This window comes from Methylobacterium sp. Leaf106, from assembly GCF_001422895.1.
Lineage (GTDB): Bacteria > Pseudomonadota > Alphaproteobacteria > Rhizobiales > Beijerinckiaceae > Methylobacterium > Methylobacterium bullatum.
Genome location: NZ_LMNB01000001.1, coordinates 564,219 through 588,914, shown reverse-complemented (window position 1 = coordinate 588,914; position 24,696 = coordinate 564,219). Strand labels below are relative to the sequence as shown.

Genomic DNA, 24,696 nt, shown 5'->3' with positions numbered 1-24,696 from the left:
ATCACGCGAATATGATGCATGTTACTGTGTAATAGCGTCTTAATGCATGCATCCTAAGGTGAATTTACACCACCGATTTCGTGCATCGCGCTCCTGAACCAGCACTAGGCAACTCCATGATCAGACATCTCCGCCTGAGCTCAAAAGTGCTCATTGGATACACAGCACTTTTTGCACTGATGGTTGCCCTGACAGGTTATGGTATAAGTCAAGTCGCTCTGATCGACCGAAATTTATCGACCATCAATACCGTCAACTCGGTCAAACAGCGATACGCGATCAATTTCAGAGGCAGCGTACATGATCGTGCGATCAGTCTCCGCGACTTTACTCTGGTCAATGACCAAGCCGGACGGGCTGAGGTTCTCTCCGACATCGCCCGTCTCAATCGTGCCTATGCCGACTCGGCCGAGAAGATGGATTGGATGTTCTCGCAAACCGGCCTCGCATCGGACGACGAGCGCGCCATTCTGGCCAGCATCAAGGAAACCGAAGCCCGGACGCTGCCCCTACTGAAGCGTGTCATCGACGATCAGCAGGAAGGCCGTTACGAGCGCGCCCGGAGCACCCTGATGCTGGAGGCGCGTCCTGCCTTCGTGGAGTGGCTCGGACGTATCAACCAGTTCATCGACCTGCAGGAAGCGCGCAATCAGTCCATTGGAGACAACGTGCGCACCGTTTCACAGACCTTCATGATGCTGATGATCGGCCTCTGCAGCATCGCCTGCATCATCGGTCTCGGTTTTGCTTCTTGGACATACCGTGCCATCCGTCCCCTTCGACCTCTGACCCAGAGCATGCTGGATCTGGCGGGTGGCAACCTGAACATCGATGTCCCACAGACGGATCAGCGTGATGAGGTGGGCGATATTACCCGCGCCGTTCAGACGTTCAAGGACAATGCTGTAGCCGCCGATTGCTTGCAGAAGCAGCAGCAGGACGATCAGAATCGAAAGATGCGTCAGGCCGAGCAGATCGACGCGGCGACCCGAGCGTTCGAGACCGCCGTCGATGGTATCGTTCGCCACGTGGCTGCGGCCTCCGGTGAACTGCAGACCACTGCGCAAGCCATGGCAGGCACGGCCGGCCGAACGGCGACGCAATCGGCGTCGGTTGCCGCCGCCGCCCGCGACGCGGGAGCGAACGTAACAACCGTGGCCGCCGCCACCGAGGAAATGGGCGTCAGTGTCCTGGAGATCAGTCGCCAGATCGAGGAAGCGGCGCGTCTCGCACGGTCGGCGGTCGAAGAGACGCTGAGCACAGCACAAGTTGTGAGCGCGTTGAGCGGCGCCGCGAACGAGATCGGCGACATCGTCGCGGTCATCGCGCAGATCGCCGGCCAGACCAATCTGCTGGCGCTCAATGCTACGATTGAGGCGGCACGGGCCGGTGAAGCGGGACGCGGCTTCTCCGTGGTTGCGACCGAGGTCAAAGAACTCGCGAATCAGACGGCGCGGGCGACCTCGAACATCAACGGCCAGATCGCGACGATCCAGCGTGCGACCCACCAAGTGGTCGGCGCCGTCGAGACCATCAATGCCCGAATCACTGAACTCGATGGCGTCACTGCCACCGTGGCCGCGGCCATTGAGGAGCAGGGTGCGACGACCCAGGAAATTGTCCGCAACGTGACGCAGGCGGCGACTCGCACCCACGAAGTGACCCAACATGTCAGTGGGGTCGCCGGTTCGGCGGAACAGACCGGGCGCGCTGCCGATGAGGTCCTTCATTCGGCAGCCACTCTCGATGAACAGTCAAGGCGTCTGGCATATGAGATCGGCCAGTTCATCGATGCCGTTCGGGCTGCCTGATCCTCCCACCGGGAGGGTCCTCACCGTGGCGGGTCCGGGAAATCGAACCGAAGACGTTCAAGCTCTTTCATCCGAGCTCGAAGGATGAGGTCGCGCGCCGTGCGTTCGGCGGACGCTACCTGCGGGGCGACAAAGACAATCCCTTCGTTCTGGCCATCGGCAGAGGGGAGGCCGAAATCGGTGTCTGCGTCATGGCCAAGGTAAGGGGTCGCGTGGCGAACGGCCCCGAGGACAGCATCCCGTTCTTCTACGCGGGCATTCCCCCCGTCGTCGCGTCCGGTCGCGGGGCCATGCTGATCTGACCGGGCTTTGCCTCCGGGTGCGTCCGCGGGTGCATCCGGAACACAGCCTGAGCGGAGATGCCATCGTGATCGCCGGCGTCTTCCTCCACAGGGGCTGCAGTCCCGTGGTGAGGCTCGGCCTTTGGCCGAGCCTGCATCCCCGTTGGCGAAGGCCGCCCTAGCCCCGCGTCAGAGCCGCGACGACATCGTCGCGCAAGCCGTCCGACATCGCGATCAGCGCGCCGTGGACGGGGTCCGGGCGGTTGTAGGTCGTGCGGGTTCCCTTCAGGTCGCTCACTGATCCGCCGGCCTCGCGAAGGAGCAAATCCGCCCCGGCAAGATCCCAGTCGCGCGCATCGGACGAGACCAGGCCGACATCGATCGATCCCTCGGCGACGCGCGCCACCCGCAAGGCGAGGGACGGCACCCGAGGGACGATCTGGACATCGAGGGCCTCGCCGTTCGTCGATCCGCCACGCGCGAGCTTGTCGATCATCGGCTTCGGTCCGGTCACCTTCGCCCCCGTGAGGCCGGTCTGGGTCGAAACGGACAGCGGCACGCCGTTGCAGGTCGCCCCGCCCCCCGCCACGGCCTCGTAGAACCGGTCGGTCACCGGTGCGTGGACGAAGCCGAGGATCGGTTGTCCGCCCGCCAGCAGCGCCACCGAGATCGACCAGTCCTGATGGCCGGTGAGGAAGGCCCGTGTCCCGTCGATGGGATCGACGATCCAGACGAGGTCCGAGCCGAGCCGGATGGCATCGTCGCTGGTCTCCTCCGACAGCCAGGCCGCCTCGGGCAGCAGCGCGCTGAGACGGATCTTCAGGAACGTATCCACCGCGACGTCGGCTTCCGTCACCGGCGACCCGCCGGCTTTCGACCATGTCCGCGCGGTCGTCTGCGCCCCCGACCTGAAGAAGGGGAGGGCCAGGGACGCCGCCTCACGGATCGCCTCCCTCAGGGCGGGAAGCAGCGCCTGGGCGGCTTTGGGCGACATCGTGTCGGACATGCGTCTCCGGATCGTCGGGGTTCTATCGGTGGCGGTGGCGAATCCGTCTTCCACGCGCAGGGCGGTGCAAGGGACCCTTTTCTTTGTAGGGTGAGCCCGCGATGCCCACAAGGATCGCGCGCGGGCGATGCCCCCGGATCCTGACGAATGCGGCAAGGAAGTGTTGAGCATTCCGAACGCTTCCCGCCCATCCACCATCGCTTAACTCTGGCTATTAAGCTGGTGTGATGAGGTTAGACGTGATTCTGCTTGTCATAAGAGGCGGCCCTCAAGAGGCCGACCACACCAACAGGGCGTCGATCCGATGAACACTTTCTCAAACATGAATCAGACCGAGACAACTGTCGTCACCGCTGCGGATGCCCGCCTCCAGGACGGTGTCACGCTGCCCACCACGACGTTTTCCCGCTCGTCGCTTCCGATCACCGGCCACATCGGTGGCGGCACCGAAGCCGTCGGCGTCGCCCTCGCTTTCGCCTCCGAGGACAGCGATGCGTGCGACGAAGACCGTTTCGCGCTTCTTCTGGTGGATGGCGCCGGCACCACGCTCGGCCGCCTCGGCCCTTACGGTGACGAGGACGTCGTGGCGATCTGGCGCGATTGCTCGGCCCGCACGGGCCTGCCGCGGATGATCGTGCGGGAAGACGGCACCCTCGCCGTCGTGTCGCGGCAGCTCGGCCGGGTCGCCCTCGGCACCACGCGCGCCCGCCGCCGCCACGGCCTGCTCAACGGCCGTCGCCCGCGCTTCCTCGTCCGCCGCAAGACCGGCGTGCTGCCGGTGCGTCCGCTGATCTATCGCGGCGAGAACGAGATCGTCGGCGGCGCCCTGTCCTGAGGCCGGATCGGGCTCAGGACAGCCCCTGCCAGACGGCATCCGCCGCCAGTCCGGCAAAGAGGATCAGCCCGGCATCGCGGTTGGAGCGGAAGAGCCTGAGCGCCCCGCGCCCGTCGCCGGGTTTCAGACGGACGACCTGCCATCCGAGATGGAGAGCGAAGAGGGTGACGCCGAGGGCGCCCACGGGGCCGGCCCCCGCCAGGGTCGATGCGGCGGCGATGGAAGCGACCGAAACCGCATAGCAGAGGCCGATGGCCGGCCTCAAACCGCGTCCGAACAAGCGGGCCGAGGAGCGGATGCCGGCGATCTCGTCGTCCTCGATATCCTGCACCGCGTAGATCGTGTCGTAGCCGACGACCCACGCCACCGTGCCGGCATAGAGCAGCAGCGCCGGGGCGCCGAGATCGCCGAAGACGGCGACCCACCCCATCAGCGCGCCCCACGAAAAGGCGAAACCCAGCACCGCCTGGGGCATCGACATCACCCGTTTCATGAACGGATAGATCGCCACCGGCACGAGCGACGCCATGCCGACGAGAATGGCGGTACGGTTGAACTGCAACAGCACCGCCAGCCCCGCCAGCGCCTGCAGTACCAGGAAGATCGCGGCGGAGCGTGTCCGCACCTGCCCGGAGGGGAGGGGGCGCGAGCGCGTGCGCTCCACCTGAGCGTCGAGGTCGCGGTCGGCGATGTCGTTGTAGGTCGACCCCGCCCCCCTCATGGCGATGGCGCCGATGAGGAACAGGACGAGATGGGCCGGGTCCGGAAACGGCTTGTGGCCGGCGAGCGCCGCGAGGGCGGCCGACCACCAGCACGGCAGCAACAGCAGCCACCATCCGATGGGACGGTCGATCCGCGCCAGCCTGAGATAGGGGCGCAGGCCGCGCGGGGCGAGGCGATCGACCCAGTGCCCGGCGACCGCATCCGCGACCCTGCCATCCGCACCGGGCCGGGAGGTCACGCCCGCCATGCGGAAACGAGGCCGTGACGCGGCGACTCAGCCAAGGCTCAGAGCGCGCCCTGCGGCATCTTCAGGCTGCCGGTGAGGCCGGGGCCGCCGAGCATGCCGCCACCGCCACCGCCGCCACCGTTCTGGGCCTGCGCCCGTGCCTGGGCTTCCATCTTCGCGGCCTGGGCGGCGACGCCACAAATCTTGGTGCGGATGCCGGCGACCTTCAGATGGTCGGCCTTGAAGCCTTCGGCGAAGGAATCCGGAATCGAGCACCATTCCTTGTTGGCGGCGATCCACTTGACGCCCTCGTTGCCGTTGGCCTGCAGCTTGCCGAACAGGGCGCAGGCCTCGGCCGGGGTCATCTTCTTCTTCGAGTTCGAGGCGGCATTCGCCTTGGCCACGAGATCCTTGCGCGACTGAAGCGTCTTCTGGATGTCGCCGCATTCCGCGTTCTGCGCGAAAGCAGGGCCGGCGAGGAGGGCGGAACCCAGCAGGGCTCCGGCGACCGCCGCGATGGTCTTCGATGACATTAGCTAGGCTTCCCTCTCCCCCAATCCCCACCGGTGCCCGATTCGTGGCCGCCGGAGCGATTGCCTATCCTGCAAGACGTCTCGCCATAGGAATGTGGCGTCTTTCGAGACGTAAACGGGCGGTAATACATGCGCTTGGGGAAACGCGACATAATCCGACGCTGTTGCGCTTCCGCATCACCCCGGCCTCCCTCACGCGTTGACAGGTGTGGTGCCGCGAGCGACCACCCCGATCCATGGCACATTACGACTTCACCGCCCCGCGCCTCTTCGTCGAGCCGGACCTCCGCGAAGGGACGGTTCTCCCGCTGGAACGCGCGCAGGCGAACTACCTGCTGAACGTCCTGCGGCGCGGCCCGGACGATCCGGTGCTCGTCTTCAACGGGCGCGACGGCGAGTGGCGCACCCGCATCGTCCAGAACGGCCGCAAGAGCGCGGAACTGATCGTCGTCGAGCGTCTGCGCCCGCAGCCCGGTCGGGCCGACCTGCACTACCTCTTCGCGCCGTTGAAGACCGCGAGGCTGGATTACCTGGCCCAGAAGGCGGTGGAGATGGGCGCCGGCACCATCCGCCCCGTTTTCACCCGCTACACCCAGGGCGAGCGGATCAACCTGGATCGCCTGCGCGCCAACGCCATCGAGGCGGCCGAGCAATGCGGCATCCTGGCGATTCCCGATCTCCCCGAGGCGGTCCGGCTTCCCGTCGCCCTGGCGGAGCTCGACCCTGCCCGCCTCCTCGTCTTCTGCGACGAAGACGCCCCCGTCGCCGATCCGGTGGCGGCCCTGCGCGAGGCGGCGGACCCGGCGGCGCCGCCGCCGCTGGCCGTGCTGATCGGGCCCGAAGGCGGATTCTCGCCGGAGGAGAGGGACATGATCGCCGCCCGGCCGAACACCGTGGCGCTGTCCCTCGGACCACGCATCCTGCGCGCGGACACCGCCGCCGTGGTGGCGCTGGCTCTGGTGCAGTCTGTGCTCGGCGACACACGCTGAGCGGGCCTCCTTTGGCCTACGTTGTTCCTGCCTCGCCGCTGGACTAAGGAGTCGCCATCTCTCAGGAGGCTCCTCCGCTGCGGTCCGGCGCGCCTCTCACCACAAACGACCTTCACCACGAGGCAGCGCATGGCGCGCGATACGTCCGACACCACACCGCTGACGAAGCGGGACGAACTGATCGCGTGGTTCGCCGAGGGCGAGAAACCGCGCGAGCGCTTCGCCGTCGGTACCGAGCACGAGAAGGTCCCGTTCTACCGGGACGGCAACTCGCCCGTCCCCTACGAGGGCGAGACCGGCATCCGCGCCCTGCTCGAAGGCGTCGCGCGCGAGACCGGCTGGGAGGCGATCGAGGATGCGGGCCACCTGATCGGCCTCGCCGGCGCGGATGGCGGTGCGATCTCCCTCGAGCCCGGCGGGCAGTTCGAACTCTCCGGCGCGCCGCTTCCGGACGTCCACGCCACCGAGCGTGAGTTGCGCATCCATCTCGAAGCCACTGCGCGGGCGGCCGATCCCCTCGGCATCGGCTTCCTCGACCTCGGCATGAGCCCGAAATGGACGCGCGAGGGCACGCCGGTCATGCCCAAGAGCCGCTACAAGATCATGGCCGGCTACATGCCCAAGGTCGGCTCCCTCGGCCTCGACATGATGCTGCGCACCGCCACGGTGCAGGTGAATCTCGACTTCTCCTCCGAGGCCGACATGGCGGCCAAGATGCGCGTCGCCCTGGCGCTGCAGCCGGTGGCGACGGCTCTGTTCGCCAATTCTCCCTTCACCGATGGCCGCCCCAACGGCTTCCTCTCCCGCCGCTCGGAGATCTGGCGCGACACCGACGCCGACCGGACCGGCATGCTGCCGCGCGCCTTCGAGGCCGGGTTCGGCTACGAGGCCTATGTCGACTGGCTGCTCGACATGCCGATGTATTTCGTCAAGCGCGGCGAGACCTATCACGACGTCAGCGGCGCCTCGTTCCGCGACCTCATGGATGGGCGCCTCGCGGCCCTTCCCGGCGAGCGGGCCACGATGTCCGACTGGGCCAACCACGCCTCCACCGCTTTCCCCGAGGTCAGGCTGAAGCGCTACATCGAGATGCGCGGCTCGGATGTGGGCGGCGCGGACATGATCGTCGCGCAGGCGGCCTTCTGGGTCGGCCTTCTCTACGACGAGGCCGGGCTCGCGGCGGCCTGGGACATCGCCAAGGCCTGGAGCGCCTCCGAGCGGGAATGCCTGCGCGCCATGGTCCCGCGCCTCGGCCTCGCCACGCCGATCGCGGGCCGCAGTCTCGGAACCGTGGCGGCGGAAGCCTTGGCCATCGCCCGCAAGGGCCTCGAGGCGCGCGGGCGCCGCGATGAGCAGGGGCGCGACGAGACACATCATCTGCAACCTTTGGAAGCCATCGTCGCCAGCGGTCGTTCGCGGGCGGAGGACAGGCTCGCCGATTACGAAGGTCCGTGGCGCCGCTCCGTGGAGCCGGCCTTCACCGAATGCGTGTTCTGAAGAGACGGCATTGACCATGAAACCACGTCTTCTGGTCACGACAATTGTGTCGGAGCACACGTCCGGCCGATAGTGCCTCGTCTGTTCCGGAACGGTTCATCGGAGATGGTGTTTTTACGGATCAGGTTCACTCGTAATTGGAGATCGCACGCATGTCGCGCATCATGTCCCTGGTCCTTGCCGGTTCGACCGCCGTCGGTCTGGCGGCAGCTCCTCTCTCCGGCGCACAGGCCGCCCCGATGCCCGCGCTGACCTCGGCGCAGGTCGCCGGTAGCGGTTCGGCCGTGGAGACCGTGCGTTACGGCCGCTATTACGGCGGCGGCTACGGCTACCGTCGCGGCTATTACGGCGGCGGCTACCGCCGTGGACCCGGCATTGGCGGAGCCCTCGCGGCGGGTGCCGCCCTGGGTATCATCGGCGGCGCCATCGCGGCGAGCCAGGCTCCCCGCTACGGCTATTACGACGGTGGCTACGGGTATGCCCCGGCCTATGGCTACGCGCCCGCCTATGGCTACGGCTATCCGGCCTACGGCTACTGACATCATCCACCGAGCCTCGTCTTCGGCTCACGCCCCGCTCCAGGCTCCGGCCTCGGGCGGGGCTTTTCGTATCGCGGGGCTGATATGACCGACGCGCCGCCCGTCCTCGATCTCAGCGGCCTGAAATGCCCCCTGCCGGTGCTGCGCACCCGCAAGGCCCTACGCGGCCTGGAACCGGGGGCGCAGCTGACCGTGCTCTGCACAGATCCGGTCTCGGTGATCGACATCCCCCATCTCGTGACCCAGGAGGGCGATCTTCTCGTCGGTCAGGGCCGGGACGACGGCGTCTTCAGCTTCACCATCGAGAAGGGCGGCCCCTGAAAACTCGTTCATTCCGCACCGTCTTCGCCTCATTGATGCGGCAACTCGCGGTTAGGTGATCCCGAAGAAGGCCGCGCGACCGCCCGCGGCCGGAAGACGGGAACGAATCGATGGCGCCGGTGATCCGTGGCACCCGCATCCTGCACGATGGCTGGAGCCGTTTTCTCGTGGCCGAGGTCACGATGCCGGACGGCACGCGCCTGACCCGCGAGATCGAGGATCACGGCCGCGCGGTCGGAGTGCTGCCCTACGATCCCGAGCGCCGCGTGGCCCTGCTGGTGGAGCAGTTCCGGCCACCCACCTTCTTTGCCGCCGGCACCCTGTCGCTCCTCGAAGTCCCGGCCGGGCTTCTCGACGAATCCGAGCCCGAGGACGGTGCCCGCCGCGAGGCCTTCGAGGAGACCGGCGTCCGCCTCGGCACCCTGGAACGCCTGACGACCGGCTGGTCCATGCCCGGCATCTCCACCGAACAGATGGACCTCTTCCTCGGCGCCTATACCGCCGCCGACCGCTCCGGCCCCGGGGGCGGGCTCGCCGACGAGCACGAGACCATCACCGTCCACGAGATGCCCCTCGCCACCCTCGCCGCCATGAGCGACCGGGGCGAGATCACCGACATGAAGACCCTGGTGTTGCTTTTCGCGCTGCGGCTGCGCCGGCCGGAGTTGTTTGTCTAATTTGTCTGAAAACAGACCGAAAAAATCTCAGGGGCGGCGCTTTTCTGGCAAGGCTTGGTATAAATATATAGTAAATTTTCCGCTATTAATAATACCTTCAGTCGGATGCTGCTGCTTGGCTTCGATATTACAAAATCGTGCTCCACAGCTTCCTAATTTTCATCTCTAAATTGACATGACCGAGAGAATTACATCCAAGGCTCTATTGGTCGCCGACGAGAAAACTCCGCTTTAGTATCGGCATCTAAGATCAGACGGTACCGATCCCTTAGCCGCTCAAAAAGCAATCTGTCTCTTGGCATCGGCGCATTAGGTTTCGCATCCTTAGAACGAAGGTATTTCCCAAGAATTCCTAATATAAAATCTGGAAAACTTATATTCAAATCTGGCTTATGCCTGAATTGTATAGTAATTTTATTGGGCCTCCTATTGTTGCTTAATTTTAATTCATTAAATTCCTGATCGATTAAAAATAGCACTTTATTCTGCGATATTTTTGAATTCTCTTCGATTAAAAATAGAACAGACTCGCTGTCGGCCGCCATAAGGCGGCGCTTAATTATCGATCCGACAAGACGAAGGTAAGTTGCCTCATACTCAGAAGAATCTGATAGTTGCCCGAATGAGATATAACCCTCAAATGGCAATGTCTGCATCCGAATAACAAATTCGGCTCTAAGATCCTCGCTGGCATCGGTAAAATGTAGGCCGCGCTTGTTAATTGCAAGTCGGTTGCCCACCGCCCATGGGTCGGCAAGCCAACGGTTTAACACTTCTGAAGCAGCGCTGACGAGCTGATCCTGATGTTGGCTGACAACCATCCCTAACGCCAAGACAGTGCCTTGATCGTTCTGAAATTCGGCTTCGTCTATGGAGATGCAAAATGGGGGGCCATTCCGGCGCCGAGGCTCGAAACTCGGACGAGCCCCTGAAGACGCAAGTATGTTCGCCCAAACTGGCTTCAACCGACCAACCTGTCTAGGCTCATGATAAGCAACAAATTTTACTAGACCGTCCAACCGGTTGACGTTTTGCTGCTGATCCTTCGTGGTTGCAGCTTCAATTCTTTGGAAATGACTATTTAGTCCAAACTTATGAGCATAATAAAGTTCTTGCCGTAGTCTTCGTTTCTTCTCACGGGGAGCGTGTGGAGAACTTGGATCACTAATACTTAGGCCCGTCACATAATGTGCCTGACCATGCTCTGATGTTTTTGTCTTCCCTTCAGCTAAGCGAAAACCATGAATTTGGACGCATTTTGTGATATCTTCGATAGGAGGCAAGTTGCCATTGCTTGAAAAACTTAAATCGTCAGAATATCTTGTGTAGGTCGCTCCAACTCGATCTGCCAAGGCTTGCAGCTGGGTATCTGCTGGCAAAAAAATGGCATTGGAAAGGACTGGACTTGTCGCAAGGCCCAGAGGAAGAACGCCGCCAATCGTAACGAAGCGACTAAGCGGAACCGCCACGTCCGCGCAAATTCCCAAATCAAGAAACAGACCCTTGATCTGACCAATTGAGATAGAGGAGAAAAAGCTAGCAATATCTGTTGATAATAAGAATCGGTGGCCGCAGTGAGCCGCAGCATTTTGTCGAATATTTCGACCACCGAGATATCCATACGCTGCTGGATGTGGATAGTTAGTCAAAAAATGTTTAAAGAAGCTACCCAATCGACGACCGAGTGCCTTGTATTCTAGCCTCGCGATTTGAGGCTCCCAAACCACGCGGTAGCCGCGGTTTTTGTTCTTTTTCGGAATTTTATGTCGATAAAACGGGGGAACAGATATTTGCTGGACGCCTTCCACCACTATAGGAGGCGGCTGAGGATCCGGTGGTGGCTCAAAATTGACAACAAATTCGAACACTTCTTCTGGCAGACCGAGAAAATTAAGCAGCTGCTGTTTGGTGCGCAAAACTCTAAAATCGCAAGGAACGTTCACAGCCTGCCCCAGGGGTGGAGAGCAACCAAGTACACGAAAGCAAATAGTGCTGATACAGCAGACGCGACTCGCGCCTTGAACCTTGTAACAAGGCTGCCCTCCAACTATGGTTGTAACCTCAAGTGCCTCGATCTTCAAGTGGCAACTTTGGTAGGTCTTTTTGAGCGCTTGTGAGGAAACTTGCCCGATCCCAATTAGCTATAATCTTTTGTAGACGACCCCCGCACCACCAGCCGTCCGCTCAGGGTGACCTTGCGGATCGGCTGGTCCGGCGCTTTCAGGCGGTCGAACAGGAGCGACATGGCCTGGGCGCCGATCTCGGCGACGGGTTGCTCGATCACCGTGAGGCCGGGTTCGACGAGGTCGGTCCAGGAATCGTTGTCGAACCCGGCAAGGCCGAGATCGTCCGGCACGCCGAGGCCCGCCGCACGGGCGGCACGCACCGCGCCCATCAGCATCAGCCCGTTGGAGAGGATCAGCGCGTCGGGCGGCGTCGCTTCCAAGAGCCAGCGGCCGACGCAGAGTTCGGAAGCGGCGGCGTTGGGTGGCGCCGAGCGCATGTCGGGCACGAGGCCCGCGCGCCGGATCGCCGTCTCGTAGCCGGCCCGGCGTTCCCGGGCGGTGGACGAGGTGGAGCCGAACAGGCCGCCGATCCGCCGGTAGCCGCACCCGATCAGATGGTCCACGAGGAGGGCGGCGGCGGCTTCGTTGTCGAGGACGACGCTGTCATGGGCGCCGGGCGGTCCGGTCCTGTCGATGAAGACGACGGGGACGTCGAGGTCGCGGGCGGCGAGCCTGTCCGCCGTGATCCGCGTGGGCGCGAAGATCACGCCGGTGACGCGCTCCTCCTCCATCAGCCGGAGATACATCGCCTCGCGGTCGGGATCCTCATCGGTGTTGCACAGGATCAGCCGCATGCCGGCCGCATAGGCCGCATCCTCCACGGCCCGGCTCACCGCCGTGAAAAACGGGTTGCGGATGTCGGCGACGATCAGCCCGATGGTCCGGGTCGCTTGCGAGCGCAGGCGCCGCGCCGACAGGTTCGGGCGATAGCCGGTGAGGCGCACGGCCTCCTCCACCTGACGCTTCAAGGCCTCGCTGACGGGGCCGCGCCCGAGGGCGCGCGAGACCGTCGCGGTGGAGACCCCGGCGGCGCGGGCGACGTCGCGGATGCCGATCGTCATGGTGACGGCCTCAGGCGGGAGGAAACGTTTTCAAGGTCATGACGACGTTCTGGCATTCCCATTCCAGGTCGGCAAGGCGGCAAGCTGAATTATTTCGCCGGTCGTCGTTGACAGGAAGAGTGAAAACGTTTTCATTGCCACCAACGACAACAGGGAGGGCACGCCATGCTCGCACCGACGCCGGTCCTGACACCCCGATTGCTGATCCGCCTCGGCGCGACGCCCGCGACCAAGGAGGACGCCATTCGCGAGGCGTCGCAATTGCTGGTGGCGGGGGGCTGCATCGATGCGGCCTATGGCGCGAGCATGCTGCGCCGGGAGACGGTGGCGAACACCTATCTCGGCCACGGCGTGGTCATCCCCCACGGCATGGTCGACGACCGCCATCTGGTGCGCGAGAGCGGGCTGGCGATCCTTCAGGTGCCGGACGGCGTGGCGTGGCACGATGGCCAGATCGCTCATCTCGTGGTCGCCGTTGCGGCGCAATCGGACACCCACATCACGATCCTGCGCCGGCTCACGCGGCTGATCCAGGACGAGGCGCGCCTCGCGACCCTGCGGAAGACCGATGCCAAGGAGGACATCGCGGCGGCGCTTTCCGAGGATACGCCCGTGACGGGCTCGGCCGGCCCCGCCGCCGACCTGCGCCAGCGCTTCGACTGGACCGTGGATTATCCCACCGGCCTGCATGCCCGGCCGGCCTCGCATTGGGTCGAGGTGGCGCGGCTCTGCCCGGCCCGCATCCAAGTCCGGCACGGATCGGAGATCGCCGACGCCAAGAACCTCATCGCCCTGCTCCAGCTCGGCCTGCGCTGCGGCGACGAAGTGACGATCTCGGCCGAGGGCGACGACGAGGCCGGGGCGCTTGCAAAGGTCTGCGCCGCAGTCACTTCTCTCACCGCAGGCGAAAAAGCGTCCGCCAAGGCCGCCGAAGACGCCGCCGCCAGGGCGGCCGGGCCGGTCGCCGGCTGGAACCCGTCGGACTCGCCGCGCACCATCGCGGGAATCGGGGCGAGCCCCGGCATCAGCATCGGTCCGATCCATGTGCTGGCCACCGCCGAGATCGCGGTGCCGGACGAGCCGGAGCCGCTCACCACGGGGGGAGACCGCCTGCACGCGGCGCTGGCCACCACCGGAGGTCAGTTGAGGGCGCTCGCCGACGATACCGAGCGCCGCCTCGGCAAGGCCGATGCCGGCATCTTCCGCGCTCAGGGCGAACTCATCGCCGATACCGACCTGATCACGCTGGCCTGCCAGCTCATGGTCGAGGGCCACGGAGTCGCCTTTGCCTGGAACGCGGCGGTGGAGCGGATGGCCGGGCGGCTCTCGGCCCTCGGCAACCCGGTTCTGGCCGCCCGCGCCGCCGATCTGCGCGATGTCGGCCGGCGCGTGCTTGCGCAGATCGACCCCTCTCTAAAAAGTGGCCACGATCTGCCGGACGTGCCCTGCATCCTCATCGCGACCGATCTCGCGCCATCCGACACGGCCGGGCTCGATCCGTCCCGCGTCATCGGCCTCGCCACGGCCCAGGGCGGCCCGACCTCGCATACCGCGATCCTCGCCCGCACCCTCGGCATCCCGGCGATGGTGGCCGGTGGGCCGACTCTGATGGCCCTGCAGAACCACGGAGCGGCGATCCTCGACGGCGGCACCGGCCGGCTCTACCTCGATCCAAGCGAGGCCGACCTCGCCTCGGCCCGCGACTGGCGCGACCGCCAGCGCGCCACCGCCGAGGAAGAGGCACGAGAGCGCGCGCTCCCCGCCCGCACCAGGGACGGGCATTCCGTCGCCATCGGCGCCAACGTCAACAATTCCGAGCAGGTGCCGCTCGCCCTCGACCAGGGCGCGGAAGGCGTCGGCCTCATGCGCACCGAGTTCCTGTTCCTGGAACGGGGCGACACGCCTTCCGAGGACGATCAATACGCCACCTACCGCGCCATGCTGCGCGCCCTCGAGGGGCGGCCCCTGATCGTGCGGGCGCTCGATATCGGCGGCGACAAGCAGGTGGCGCATCTCCACCTGCCCAGGGAAGAGAACCCCTTCCTCGGCGTGCGCGGCGCGCGCCTCCTGCTGCGCCGGCCGGACCTGATGGAGCCGCAGCTGCGCGCCCTCTACCGCGCCGCCAGGGACGGGATCGCGCCCGACGCGCCCGGGGGCAAGGACGCCCCGCTGTCGATCATGTTTCCGATGATCACCTCGATCCCCGAGATCGCCACCCTGCGCGGCCATTGCGAGCGTATCCGCGCCGAACTCGACGCGCCGGCACTGCCCATCGGCATCATGATCGAGGTGCCGGCCGCCGCGATCCAGGCCGACGCCCTGGCGAAATATTGCGACTTCTTCTCCATCGGCACCAACGACCTCACGCAATACGCCCTCGCCATCGACCGCCAGAACACCGAGCTCGCGCCGGAGGCCGACAGCCTGCACCCGGCCGTCCTGCGCCTGATCCGGATGACCTGTGCGGGCGCGGCGCGGCACGAGCGCTGGGTCGGCGTCTGCGGCGGCATCGCCGGAGATCCGTTCGGGGCGAGCCTCCTCGCCGGCCTCGGCGTCCATGAACTCTCGATGACACCCCGCGACGTCCCCGCCGTGAAGGCGCGGCTCCGGGCCTCGGAGATGGGCGAGTTGCAGGCGCTCGCCGCCCGCGCCTGCGACCAGGAGGACGCCGCCGCCGTCCACGCCCTCGAAGGAGCCGAGGCATGAGCGCCGCCATCGTCACCGTCACCCTCAACCCGGCCATCGACCAGACCGTCACCCTCGACGCGCTGACGCCGGGCCACGTCCACCGGGCGCGCGCCGTGCGCTCGGATGCGGGCGGCAAGGGCGTCAACGTCGCCTCCTGCCTCGCCGATTGGGGCTCGAAGGTCTCGGCCACCGGCATCCTCGGCTCGGACAACGCCACGCCGTTCGAGGCCCTGTTCGCCCGCAAGGGGATCGACGACCGCTTCGCCTGGATCCCCGGCGAGACCCGCACCAACCTGAAACTCCTCGACGCCACCTCCAACGAGACCACGGACATCAACCTGCCAGGCCTCGCCGCCACGTCGGGTGCGCTCGACACCATCCGGGCGGTCCTGCGCCAGGTCGCCACGGAGGGGAGCCTCGTCGTCCTCGCGGGCAGCCTGCCGGGGGGGCTCGGGGTCGAGACCTATGCGGCCCTGACGCAGCTGTTGACGGCGCGCGGCGTCCGCGTGGTGCTGGACGTGTCCGGCCCGGCCCTCACGGCGGCCCTCGCGTCCGATCACCTCCCCGAGGTGATCAAGCCCAACCGCCAGGAACTGGCGGACTGGGCCGGCCGGCCCCTCGATACCCTGCCGGAGGTCGTCGCCACGGCGCGTGGCCTGGTCGCGCGCGGCATTCCCCTCGTGGTGGTGTCGCTGGGAGGCGACGGCGCCCTCTTCGTCACGCGGGACGAGGCGCTCCTCGCCCATCCGCCGCCGACGGAGGTGTCGAGCACCGTGGGGGCGGGGGATGCCCTGGTGGCGGGCCTCGTCGCCGGCCTCCATGCGGGCCTGCCCCTGGCCGAGACCGCACGGCTGGCGCTGGCCTTCGCCGCCGGCAAGCTGACCCTTCCCGGCGCCAATCTGCCGAGCCGAGGGACCATCCTCGCCATCGTCGAGACCGTGCGGGTCGAGACCATGAACGTCCCACCCCGAACCTCACCCTGAGGTGATGGATCCGAAGGGCGCGGCCCGGACACAACCAAGAACAGGTGGAGGAAACCATGGCCCAGATGTTGGCCGTCGTCGGGGGCGGGGATCTCGGCACCCATGCGGTGCTGGCCGGTGAGGCCCTGCGCCAGGCCGCCGCCCGCCTCGGGCAGGCCCTCGACCTCGAACTCAGGGGCAAGGGGGTCGGTGGCAATCCGCTGGCCGAATCCGCCATCGCCCGGGGCGATTCCGTCCTGCTGATCGGAGAGGGCGATCTCGGGGAGGGTCGTTTCGGCACCATGCGCAAGGTCCGGATCGGTATCGAGGAGGTGCTGACCGACGCCGACTCGGTGCTCGGTCGCTTCCTGACGGACAGTGACACCGCGCCGGCAGCGCCCGACGCGGGCGGCAGGATGCGGATCGTCGCCGTCACCTCCTGCCCCACCGGCATCGCCCACACTTTCATGGCGGCGGAAGGCATCCAGGCCGCCGCGCAGGCGCTGGGCCACGAGGTGAGGGTGGAGACGCAAGGTTCGGTGGGTGCCCGCGATGCGCTCACCGCCACCGAGATCGCGTCGGCCGACATCGTCCTCATCGCCGCCGATACCGGGGTCGACCGCTCCCGCTTTTCCGGCAAGCGGCTCTACGCCACCAACACCAAGGCGGCGATCCGCGACGGGAAAGGGCTGATCGCCACCGCTCTCGCCGAAGCGCAGGTCCAGGGGCAGGGGCATGGTGCCGAGACGGAGGAGACGCCATCCCGGCCGGCCGCCGCCGAGAGCAGGGCCGGCGCCTACAAGCACCTGATGACCGGCGTCTCCTTCATGCTGCCTTTCGTGGTGGCGGGCGGCCTCCTCATCGCCCTGGCCTTCGCCGTCGGCGGCATCGACGCAATGAAGCCGGACCATGCCGGCAGCCTCGGCTACGCGCTGGGCGAGATCGGTGCCAAGGCGGCCTTCGCCCTCATCGTCCCGGCCCTGGCCGGCTACATCGCCTATTCCATCGCCGACCGGCCCGGCATCGCACCGGGCATGATCGGCGGCATGCTGGCGGCGAACCTCCAGGCCGGGTTCCTCGGCGGCATCGCGGCGGGCTTCATCGCCGGCTACGTCACGCGCTTCCTCAATCGACACATCCGGCTACACCGGAATCTCGAAGGGTTGAAACCCGTCCTGATCCTGCCGCTGCTCGCCACCGCCATCACCGGACTGATGATGATCTACGTGGTGGGCGTGCCCGTCGCCGCGATTCTGGCCGGCCTCACCGACTGGCTGAAGGGCATGCAGGGGGCGAGCGCCCTCGTCCTCGGCCTGATCCTCGGAGGGATGATGGCCGTCGACATGGGCGGCCCGATCAACAAGGCCGCCTATGCCTCGGCCGCGGCCCTGCTCTCTTCCGGCGTCGACGCGCCCATGGCGGCGGTGATGCTCGGCGGCATGACGCCCCCGCTCGGGATCGCGCTGGCCACCCGGCTGTTCCCGAACCGCTTCTCGCAACCCGAGCGCGAGGCCGGCGGCGCGGCGGCGGTGCTCGGCGCCGCCTTCATCACCGAGGGCGCGATTCCCTTCGCGGCGGCCGACCCCCTGCGGGTGATCCCCTCCATGGTCGCGGGCTCGGCCCTGGCCGGCGCCATCGCGCTCACCGCCGGCGTGACCCTGAAGGTGCCCCATGGCGGCCTGTTCGTGCTGCCGATCCCCAATGCCGTCACGAACCTGCCCTGGGCCGTCATCGCCCTCGTGGCCGGGACGGTCGTCACGGGCCTGATGGTGGGGCTGCTGAAGAAGCGGTCGGCCTGAAAGCCCTCATCGAGACCCTTTCCCACCCCTTTGCGGGGGAGGGGGCGTGCGGAGCAGGCACGAGAGGGGACGACCTTTCCGGACAACGCGCCCCCCTCTCCCGACCCTCGCTCACGCGAGGGCCCCCCCCTCCCGCGGAGGGGGGAGGGACACGCATCGGAGCCGGCAGCAGGAGCGGATCCGCGACAGCATCGGAATCATCGAGGGGGAACAGGATGAAGGCAGGATCGACGATACTCGCAGCGCTCGCGCTTTGCGCGGCGACGACGTCAGGGGCCCTCGCGCAGGTGGTGCCGCGCGGCACGACCGCCGGCCAGCCGGACGGCCAGGACATCACCAGTGCCGACAGCGCGGCCGGCGCCACCGATACCCTCGGGCAGAGCGCGACCCCGGCGACCCTGCCGGTCGGCGTGTTCGATATCGGCAATGGACTCGCGTTGAGCGCCAACTACACCGGCCAGGCAGCCGCGAACCCGATCGGCGGCATCCGCCAGGGCTCGGCCTATGCCGGGCAGCTCTTCTTCGGCATCGACGGCGACCTCGACCGCCTCGCCGGGATCGCGGGCGGCTCGTTCCACATCGCGGTCACCAACCGCCACGGGCGCAGCCTCTCCGACGATTCCATCGGCAACAACACCTCGGTCCAGGAGATCTTCGGCGGCGGGCAGACGACGCGGCTCACCCTGCTCAGCTACCAGCAGAAGCTGTTCGACAATCGGCTCGATGTCGAGTTCGGGCGGTTGGTTGCCAACATCGCCTTCCTCAACTCACCGATCTACTGCAATTTTCAATCGAATTCCGCCTGCGGCAACCCGACCTTCGTGTTCAAGACCTCGAACTTCACCTTCTGGCCGGTGGCGAGCTGGGGCGCGCACGCCAAGGCCTGGCTCACCGACAGGGTGTTCGTCCATGGCGGAATCTACGAAGTGAACCCGCTGCACCAGCAGCCGGGCGACAACGGCCTCGATTTCTCCACCAAGGGCGCCACCGGCGCGATCATGCCGTTCGAGCTCGGCTATTCCACCACCTTCGCCAACGATCGCCTGCCGCGCAATTACGGGATCGGCGGCTGGTACGACGCCTCCGACTATGTCGATCCCATGCGCGACGTCACCGGCCGGCCGGCGGTTCTCACCGGGTTGCCCCTCGGCACCCGGTTCGGGCGCTCGGGCGTCTATGCCCGGTTCGACCAGATGGTCTGGCGGCCCGACCCCACCGCGCCCCAGGGGCTGACCCTGTTCGGCGTCGCCATGGCCGGCACGTCGGGGCGTCTCAACGAGGATTACTTCCTCGAGATCGGCGCCCTGCAGACCGGCACCTTCGCCGGCCGGCCCTTCGATACGCTGGGCTTCGTCATCAACACGCAGGCGTTCAGCGATCTCGCCCTGCAGAACATCCGGCTGGCCCAGGCCGCGCTGGGCATCGATCGCAAGATCCCGAGCCGGCAGGTGATGATGGAGCTCAATTACGGCATCCAGGTCACGCCCGCGATCCGCCTGACGCCGAACCTGCAATACATCGTCGACCCGGACCAGACCCGGTTTCCCACCTATCGCAAGCCCATTCCGGATGCCTTCGTCGTCGGCGCCAAACTGTCCGTCGACCTCTTCACCCTGGCCGGCTTTGCGAAAGGCCCCGGCTCCGATTGATGCGTCCCCCCGATCGGCTCGCGCCTCGTCGCTGCGCCGTCGAAACGCCAAACGAAGCGGGGAAGGGCGACCTTTGCGTTTACGGTGCTCTCATTTTATCATGCGGCGGAACAGTTGAACTAACCGCGCCGGAGCGTCGTGACCTGATGCCCACGTCCATCGAGGTCGGATTGAGCCGGCCCTGGCATCGCCTTCGCCTGCCGCAGCGCCTCGAAGCCCAATACCATGCCGAGGACGTTCCTCCGCGTGGCCTGTACTTGCAGTCGTGGCTGCTGGTCTTCGTCCTCTTCAACATCATCTCGTTGAAAATCGATTTCGATCTGTTCGGCCGCGATGCGATCGCGGTGCCCGCCGGGTTGACGGTCGGTGTCTTCATTCCCCTCGCGTTGGGGTGGATCGTGGCTTTGCGCGGGCGGCCCTCCCTGCGCCGGCAGGGAGCGGCCGCGACGATCACGGCACTCGCGGACATGGCGATCATCCTCAACAGCGCCAGGATGGTGCCGCAGGAGCACGCCGACACCTACCTCATCCTCGCCGCCATCGTTCCCCTCGTGGTGGGGATGATCTCGCCCCTGTCGTTCCGGTTCAGCCTGTGGTTCTGCGGATCGGCATTTCTGCTGTATGTCGTCTTCGTCTTCGTGTCCGGGTTCGGACCGGATGGGCATACGGGCGTGCCCCTCCTCGTGGCGGCGCTCATCCTGGTGCCGATCAAGCTCGCCTATTCGCGCGAATGGGACCGCAAGAAGAGTTTCCTCCTCGGTCTGCGGGAGAGGGAACAGGCGGACGAACTGGCCAGGGCCTGCGCCCGACTCACGATCCTCTCGGAGACCGACCCTCTCACCGGTGCGGCGAACCGCCGGCTCTTCACCGAGCAGCTGGACGAACATTGGGAGCTTGCCGCGACCCGACACGAATGGTTCGGCGTGCTCCTCGTCGATATCGACCATTTCAAGCGTCTCAACGACACGGCCGGCCACGCCGAGGGCGATGGCTGTCTGGTGAGCGTCGCCGACACTCTGAAACGCGATCTCGCCCGCTGGGGCGGCCTGGTCTGCCGCTACGGCGGGGAGGAATTCGCCGCCTTCGTTCCCCGGGCCACGGCCGAGACGATCGGCGATGTGGGCGAAAGCCTGCGGCTGGCGGTGATGGGCCAGGCGATTCCCCATCCCGGCCTGCCGGATGGTGGTGTCGTCACCGTAAGCATCGGGGTCACCGCAGCCCATGGCGCGCTACGGCATGTGGGCCTCACCGCATCGCAACTGCTCCGTGCCGCGGACGCGGCGCTCTACGCGGCGAAGACGGCGGGCCGGAACCGGGTGGAATCCCAATCCGTGATCCCGCCGGCGAATTCGAGCCGGGCGACCGAACACGCGGCCTGACCGGCTCATGGAAGGTCCGGCCGTATCCGTGGATCACCATGACTGGGAGCTCGCAAGACTTTGCGCCCAGCGAGCCCGATGGGCACGCCGACCCGTCATCGAATCCTTCGGCAGCCCGATCAAGACCAGCCGATCTCAGGGAAACCCGGTGCGGTCCGAAGGGCCTCGTTCAACCCGGACAGAGCACCTCGGTTCTCGGTCCAGTCGCGGATGCTCCTCGATAACCGTCGCGATGCCTCGACCCGCGTCGTGCCCGATCAGTCAACGGGCACGACCTTCAGCTGCAGGAACTGAACGTGCCGGAACTCCGCCGGCGGCACTGCGATCTCGTCGTACTTCCCGCCGCCCTTGGGACGGCAGAACAGGAAGCCCCCCATCATCCTGACCTTGAAGAAACTCCCCTTCTTCAAGGTCAATTTACCGCCGCGCGGGTTGATGGCCTCAATGTCGCTGACGATCACGACATCGTCCTGCGGCCTGAAATCCGCGTTGAACAACTCGGGATCCACGCCGTCTTTCCAGTTATCCATGACGATTGCGATCCACTTCGATCGGGGGATAAGCGAGGCTCGACGGAACGCCATATCACGCGTCCCGATCCGCGTCGTCACTCGCTCGTCAGGCCCCTCAGCCCGACCCGGCAGGCGCCGACAGGAGGCTGAGAGTTTTGAAGAGATGAAGTCGACCGATATTCAGGCACGAAGGTGGCATAGCGCCGACCATCCCCGCTCTGATCCAATGAGAGTGTCTAACAGAACCGTTTGATCTCGTTGAGTGTGACGAGGCTGGCCGCGAGGCTCGTGAAGGCCTCGTAGATGTCGATGCGTCGCTCGTAGCGGAAGGACAATCGACGGAATTGGTTGAACCAAGCGTGGGTGCGCTCGATGAATCAACGTTGACGTACGAACTTCTCGCTGCTTTTGCGGCAATGGCATTTCTTGTGGCGGGTGCATGGGCAGCGACCCCGAGCGATGCCAAGGATATACTTAAAACGCACGCCGACAGAGCAATCGCTGAGGTAAATACTGAAATTAAAGCCAAACAGTAAAATCTGATTCTGTTCCGAGCCATTGAGAACAGAAAGCGGGGGCGCATCGCAAATGCCTGAAGCTGGCATGCCACCCGGGTCCGCACCAAAGAGCTGTCCCCGCTATGCTCTTCCGAACGACTTGCCCGCCCGGCTCACGCCGAGGCAGGGTTTTTCTTTCGCATGACTCACGAGAACGTGGTTGAGCGCGGCAGTCTCGGCAATCCCCCGTTCATTTTGTGAAGCCCATCAATGCGCCACTGAACTTCAGGGAGACAATCATGCGGATACGTCCAAGCAAGATCCTTTTGACGGTCGCGGCCTGTGTCGGCTTGGCCTCCATCGCCGAAGCGGCGCCTATGCCTATTGCCGGGGCAAGCCATGCCCCGCAGGAAAAGATCGAGACCGTGCAGTACTACGGCGGTGGCTATGGCTATGGCGGCGGATACGGCTATGGCCACTCGCCCGAGCACCGCTACCGGCAACACATTCGTCGCGAATTCCTTCATGAGCGCCGCTACGATGCGCATCTGCGCCGCCAGGCGCAGCACTACCGTCGTGCCTACCGCTACGGATACTAAGCCTCCGCATCCACCCCGACAGATCCTTAAGTCCGTCACCCGCCCGGCTCACGCCGCGGCGGGTTTTTCGTTTGTCGGGGTCCACTCAGCGGCGCGAGCCACGGCCCCATCATTGCGGCCTGCATGGTCGAGAACGCTTTCGATGAGCGTGCTGTCGGCGGTCCAATCGGAGACAGTCGGGTTGGCCGGGTAGAGAATCATCGTGTGGTCGAGCCCGAATGCCCTCGATATCATCGAGAAGCACGTCCTGATGTTCATCTGGGTCACCTGGCTCATCGCGGCCGGCATCATCTCGATGACATGGAGGCCGGGCTTGCCGAACACGAGGTGCGACAGACCGGCGCCGTGGGCGCTGACGACCACATCGGCATGGTGGAAGAGGTTGACCTTATCGATCAGGCTCAGCTTACTCAGGAGCATGGGCACGATGCCGTTGGCAGCCATCACTTGCTCGAACTCGACCTCGTTCAGCATCGCCCGTCGAGGCGTATCGCGCCGTGAGACATAGAAGCGACGCGGCGTCGATCCATCGTTCCTCTTCACCGCCTCTTCGATCAGCCGCCCATAGGTATGGTGGTACGCCGCCTTCCGCGGCATGGCCTGCGTGGACGAGGTTCCGAGGTAAAGCTTCCGGCAGAATACGACACCCTCAAGGGCAACAATCCGGTCTGCTGGAACGCCCAAGGTGCCGAGCGCATCCAAGGCAAGGCCACGCTGCTCTTTCCTGAAGAGGATTGGGCAGTCCGGCGTTTCGGGCGCCAAGCACCAACTCAGCTTCGCAACCCGGTCGGCGATCCAGTCGTAATAGCCCTTGCTCCCGCCGATGCACAGGTAGGCCTCATCGAGATTCGGCACTGATACGGGATCGACGAGGTCTTCCTTAGCGGCGCTGGACGCACGAAGGTCCGTCCCATCGAGCGTCCAGATCCGTCCCTCTTGGTTGACGAAGACGTCCGTGAACTCTCGCACGAACGGATACGGCTTCCGCTCCATCCGCTTCTCGAACAGCCTCCACAGATCATGGATGTAAGCCTCAAAGGAAGGGCCAACGCCTTCGAGCGCCACGGTCTTCATCTGAGAGGTCGGGATGGTGAAATCGTCGACGTCGCCGGGGTGCCGGATTACCTCGTCGGCGCCCATCTTCTTCTTGGGTCGCGGAGCGACGAGGTGCCGGACCTGCTTGAGGGCTGTTGCGTTCTTGGTTGTCGCTCGGATGCGGCGGACGACGTTCGACGCCTGAGACGACCTGAAATCAGCCGGCAGCGAGCCTATGATCGCCGCTGCTTCGTTTGGCAGATGGGCGTTGACCAAAGTCGAAGCCAGCTTGACCCGATAGGCCTCGCTTTCCACCGCGATCACCACGGGCTGGCACCGCCCGATCTCGTCTTTGTCGTCGAGCTCAATGGCGGCGCGCAACCGAAACTCGAGGATCTCGGGTCTCGCTGCGAAATCGCTCACTTCCGCGATCTGAATGATCTTACGCCAACGGCCCTGCGCAGCGAGAGCCTGCGCCTGCCGCATCAGCTTCCGGACTTCGGGGCCAGGCCGGTGACTCGGGCTGCCTCCCTCTACGGCAGGTCCCTCGTCCGGCTCCTTCTCAGAAAGACCCGCGCCCATCCTGTAAGCCCCGCGTTGTCACGAATGCGTGAGATCACGCGAGATTGATCAAATCGCAACCGCAACACAACCATCGAATGTTAATTTCGAGGTGCGCTATTATACAGTGTATCTCTTGATGCATTTTGGGCACATTGTCTGAGGCAACATCGTCCCCCAGACATGGTCCGCGCCGCCAGCACACGGATCCAGACGAGAAGGGGTAAGGCGGAGCCGGCTTAGGGCTCGCCGAAATCCCCACGGCTCAACACATCCAGCAACGCTCGCCCGACTGGCGTAAGGTACCGCCCTACCTCCCATCGCTTCGTCCAGGCCCACCCGGCCGGGCGCTCCTCGACGTACTAGAACTCGATCAAGGCCAGCATCGTTTTTGGGTGAGCTGATGACCGTAGACCGCGCGGGTGGAGAGCGACGGCGATAAAGCCTCGA

Annotated in this window: 20 protein-coding genes and 1 pseudogene; 13 read left to right on the top strand and 8 right to left on the bottom strand. The window is 65.4% G+C overall.

Annotated elements, in window-relative coordinates; translation table 11 throughout:
• Positions 1-116: 116 nt before the first annotated feature.
• Positions 117-1,811, top strand: coding sequence for a methyl-accepting chemotaxis protein (locus ASF34_RS02940; protein WP_082494052.1), 1,695 nt, complete (start codon positions 117-119; stop codon positions 1,809-1,811).
• A gap of 459 nt (positions 1,812-2,270) precedes the next feature.
• On the opposite strand, the gene ASF34_RS02935 is transcribed toward ASF34_RS02940, so the two are convergent.
• On the bottom strand, positions 2,271-3,098 hold the full coding sequence (locus ASF34_RS02935; protein ID WP_018042526.1) for a 3'(2'),5'-bisphosphate nucleotidase CysQ: 828 nt from the start codon (positions 3,096-3,098) through the stop codon (positions 2,271-2,273).
• Positions 3,099-3,420: 322 nt separating this feature from the next.
• On the opposite strand from ASF34_RS02935, the gene ASF34_RS02930 reads away from it, so the two are divergent.
• Positions 3,421-3,933 carry a DUF6101 family protein gene (locus tag ASF34_RS02930; protein ID WP_056158437.1) on the top strand — a complete coding sequence of 171 codons (513 nt, stop codon included), beginning with the start codon at positions 3,421-3,423 and terminating at the stop codon, positions 3,931-3,933.
• A gap of 13 nt (positions 3,934-3,946) precedes the next feature.
• On the opposite strand, the gene ubiA is transcribed toward ASF34_RS02930, so the two are convergent.
• Positions 3,947-4,903 carry a 4-hydroxybenzoate octaprenyltransferase gene (gene ubiA / locus ASF34_RS02925; protein WP_056158434.1) on the bottom strand — a complete coding sequence of 319 codons (957 nt, stop codon included), beginning with the start codon at positions 4,901-4,903 and terminating at the stop codon, positions 3,947-3,949.
• Between the two features lie 38 nt (positions 4,904-4,941).
• Positions 4,942-5,415 (bottom strand): hypothetical protein, encoded by a 474-nt coding sequence (locus tag ASF34_RS02920; RefSeq protein WP_018042529.1) that lies wholly within the window; start codon positions 5,413-5,415, stop codon positions 4,942-4,944.
• A gap of 236 nt (positions 5,416-5,651) precedes the next feature.
• On the opposite strand from ASF34_RS02920, the gene ASF34_RS02915 reads away from it, so the two are divergent.
• From ASF34_RS02915 to ASF34_RS02895, 5 genes are all read left to right on the top strand, one after another.
• The gene (locus ASF34_RS02915) at positions 5,652-6,404 is read left to right on the top strand and encodes a 16S rRNA (uracil(1498)-N(3))-methyltransferase (protein WP_056158431.1); all 753 of its coding nucleotides are present in this window, start codon (positions 5,652-5,654) and stop codon (positions 6,402-6,404) included.
• 129 nt (positions 6,405-6,533) lie between these two features.
• Complete coding sequence (locus tag ASF34_RS02910) at positions 6,534-7,901, top strand: glutamate--cysteine ligase (RefSeq protein WP_018042531.1); 1,368 nt, start codon at positions 6,534-6,536, stop codon at positions 7,899-7,901.
• A gap of 152 nt (positions 7,902-8,053) precedes the next feature.
• Positions 8,054-8,440 (top strand): hypothetical protein, encoded by a 387-nt coding sequence (locus ASF34_RS02905; RefSeq protein WP_056158429.1) that lies wholly within the window; start codon positions 8,054-8,056, stop codon positions 8,438-8,440.
• Between the two features lie 84 nt (positions 8,441-8,524).
• Positions 8,525-8,761, top strand: a complete 237-nt coding sequence (locus ASF34_RS02900) for a sulfurtransferase TusA family protein (protein ID WP_056158427.1) — start codon at positions 8,525-8,527, stop codon at positions 8,759-8,761.
• 110 nt (positions 8,762-8,871) lie between these two features.
• The gene (locus ASF34_RS02895; protein ID WP_056158425.1) at positions 8,872-9,438 is read left to right on the top strand and encodes an NUDIX domain-containing protein; all 567 of its coding nucleotides are present in this window, start codon (positions 8,872-8,874) and stop codon (positions 9,436-9,438) included.
• Positions 9,439-9,626: 188 nt separating this feature from the next.
• On the opposite strand, the gene ASF34_RS21975 is transcribed toward ASF34_RS02895, so the two are convergent.
• Both ASF34_RS21975 and ASF34_RS02890 read right to left on the bottom strand, forming a co-directional pair.
• Complete coding sequence (locus ASF34_RS21975; RefSeq protein WP_200913190.1) at positions 9,627-11,354, bottom strand: reverse transcriptase family protein; 1,728 nt, start codon at positions 11,352-11,354, stop codon at positions 9,627-9,629.
• Positions 11,355-11,575: 221 nt separating this feature from the next.
• Complete coding sequence (locus tag ASF34_RS02890; protein WP_056158422.1) at positions 11,576-12,565, bottom strand: LacI family DNA-binding transcriptional regulator; 990 nt, start codon at positions 12,563-12,565, stop codon at positions 11,576-11,578.
• A gap of 165 nt (positions 12,566-12,730) precedes the next feature.
• Here ASF34_RS02890 and ptsP point away from each other — a divergent pair, with 165 nt between their 5' ends.
• From ptsP to ASF34_RS02865, 5 genes are all read left to right on the top strand, one after another.
• The gene (gene ptsP, locus ASF34_RS02885; protein WP_056158419.1) at positions 12,731-15,271 is read left to right on the top strand and encodes a phosphoenolpyruvate--protein phosphotransferase; all 2,541 of its coding nucleotides are present in this window, start codon (positions 12,731-12,733) and stop codon (positions 15,269-15,271) included.
• Positions 15,268-16,236 (top strand): 1-phosphofructokinase, encoded by a 969-nt coding sequence (gene pfkB, locus ASF34_RS02880; RefSeq protein WP_056158417.1) that lies wholly within the window; start codon positions 15,268-15,270, stop codon positions 16,234-16,236. Before ptsP ends, pfkB begins: the two co-directional genes overlap by 4 nt.
• Positions 16,237-16,292: 56 nt before the next feature.
• The gene (locus tag ASF34_RS02875; protein WP_056158416.1) at positions 16,293-18,014 is read left to right on the top strand and encodes a fructose-specific PTS transporter subunit EIIC; all 1,722 of its coding nucleotides are present in this window, start codon (positions 16,293-16,295) and stop codon (positions 18,012-18,014) included.
• 215 nt (positions 18,015-18,229) lie between these two features.
• Positions 18,230-19,663 (top strand): carbohydrate porin, encoded by a 1,434-nt coding sequence (locus tag ASF34_RS02870; RefSeq protein ID WP_200913189.1) that lies wholly within the window; start codon positions 18,230-18,232, stop codon positions 19,661-19,663.
• A gap of 146 nt (positions 19,664-19,809) precedes the next feature.
• A complete protein-coding gene (locus ASF34_RS02865; RefSeq protein WP_056158412.1) occupies positions 19,810-21,042 on the top strand; it encodes a GGDEF domain-containing protein in 1,233 nt (410 codons plus the stop codon).
• A 257-nt stretch (positions 21,043-21,299) separates the two neighbouring features.
• Here ASF34_RS02865 and ASF34_RS02860 read toward each other — a convergent pair whose 3' ends face one another.
• Complete coding sequence (locus tag ASF34_RS02860) at positions 21,300-21,572, bottom strand: hypothetical protein (RefSeq protein ID WP_147831702.1); 273 nt, start codon at positions 21,570-21,572, stop codon at positions 21,300-21,302.
• Positions 21,573-21,790: 218 nt separating this feature from the next.
• Positions 21,791-21,928 (bottom strand): annotated as a pseudogene (locus tag ASF34_RS02855) (IS5/IS1182 family transposase); the annotation flags it as partial.
• 422 nt (positions 21,929-22,350) lie between these two features.
• Between ASF34_RS02855 and ASF34_RS02850 the strand changes: the two are divergent.
• Positions 22,351-22,650 (top strand): hypothetical protein, encoded by a 300-nt coding sequence (locus ASF34_RS02850; RefSeq protein ID WP_056158405.1) that lies wholly within the window; start codon positions 22,351-22,353, stop codon positions 22,648-22,650.
• A 48-nt stretch (positions 22,651-22,698) separates the two neighbouring features.
• On the opposite strand, the gene ASF34_RS02845 is transcribed toward ASF34_RS02850, so the two are convergent.
• Complete coding sequence (locus ASF34_RS02845) at positions 22,699-24,171, bottom strand: glycosyltransferase family 61 protein (RefSeq protein WP_056158402.1); 1,473 nt, start codon at positions 24,169-24,171, stop codon at positions 22,699-22,701.
• Positions 24,172-24,696 lie beyond the last annotated feature (525 nt).

Coding starts and splice junctions, on each gene's coding strand:
- ASF34_RS02940 (WP_082494052.1), top strand. CDS start 117: ATGATCAGACATCTCCGCCTGAGCTCAAAAGTGCTCATTGGATACACA.
- ASF34_RS02935 (WP_018042526.1), bottom strand. CDS start 3,098: ATGTCCGACACGATGTCGCCCAAAGCCGCCCAGGCGCTGCTTCCCGCC.
- ASF34_RS02930 (WP_056158437.1), top strand. CDS start 3,421: ATGAATCAGACCGAGACAACTGTCGTCACCGCTGCGGATGCCCGCCTC.
- ubiA (WP_056158434.1), bottom strand. CDS start 4,903: ATGGCGGGCGTGACCTCCCGGCCCGGTGCGGATGGCAGGGTCGCGGAT.
- ASF34_RS02920 (WP_018042529.1), bottom strand. CDS start 5,415: ATGTCATCGAAGACCATCGCGGCGGTCGCCGGAGCCCTGCTGGGTTCC.
- ASF34_RS02915 (WP_056158431.1), top strand. CDS start 5,652: ATGGCACATTACGACTTCACCGCCCCGCGCCTCTTCGTCGAGCCGGAC.
- ASF34_RS02910 (WP_018042531.1), top strand. CDS start 6,534: ATGGCGCGCGATACGTCCGACACCACACCGCTGACGAAGCGGGACGAA.
- ASF34_RS02905 (WP_056158429.1), top strand. CDS start 8,054: ATGTCGCGCATCATGTCCCTGGTCCTTGCCGGTTCGACCGCCGTCGGT.
- ASF34_RS02900 (WP_056158427.1), top strand. CDS start 8,525: ATGACCGACGCGCCGCCCGTCCTCGATCTCAGCGGCCTGAAATGCCCC.
- ASF34_RS02895 (WP_056158425.1), top strand. CDS start 8,872: ATGGCGCCGGTGATCCGTGGCACCCGCATCCTGCACGATGGCTGGAGC.
- ASF34_RS02890 (WP_056158422.1), bottom strand. CDS start 12,565: ATGACGATCGGCATCCGCGACGTCGCCCGCGCCGCCGGGGTCTCCACC.
- ptsP (WP_056158419.1), top strand. CDS start 12,731: ATGCTCGCACCGACGCCGGTCCTGACACCCCGATTGCTGATCCGCCTC.
- pfkB (WP_056158417.1), top strand. CDS start 15,268: ATGAGCGCCGCCATCGTCACCGTCACCCTCAACCCGGCCATCGACCAG.
- ASF34_RS02875 (WP_056158416.1), top strand. CDS start 16,293: ATGGCCCAGATGTTGGCCGTCGTCGGGGGCGGGGATCTCGGCACCCAT.
- ASF34_RS02870 (WP_200913189.1), top strand. CDS start 18,230: ATGAAGGCAGGATCGACGATACTCGCAGCGCTCGCGCTTTGCGCGGCG.
- ASF34_RS02865 (WP_056158412.1), top strand. CDS start 19,810: ATGCCCACGTCCATCGAGGTCGGATTGAGCCGGCCCTGGCATCGCCTT.
- ASF34_RS02860 (WP_147831702.1), bottom strand. CDS start 21,572: ATGGATAACTGGAAAGACGGCGTGGATCCCGAGTTGTTCAACGCGGAT.
- ASF34_RS02850 (WP_056158405.1), top strand. CDS start 22,351: ATGCGGATACGTCCAAGCAAGATCCTTTTGACGGTCGCGGCCTGTGTC.
- ASF34_RS02845 (WP_056158402.1), bottom strand. CDS start 24,171: ATGCGGCAGGCGCAGGCTCTCGCTGCGCAGGGCCGTTGGCGTAAGATC.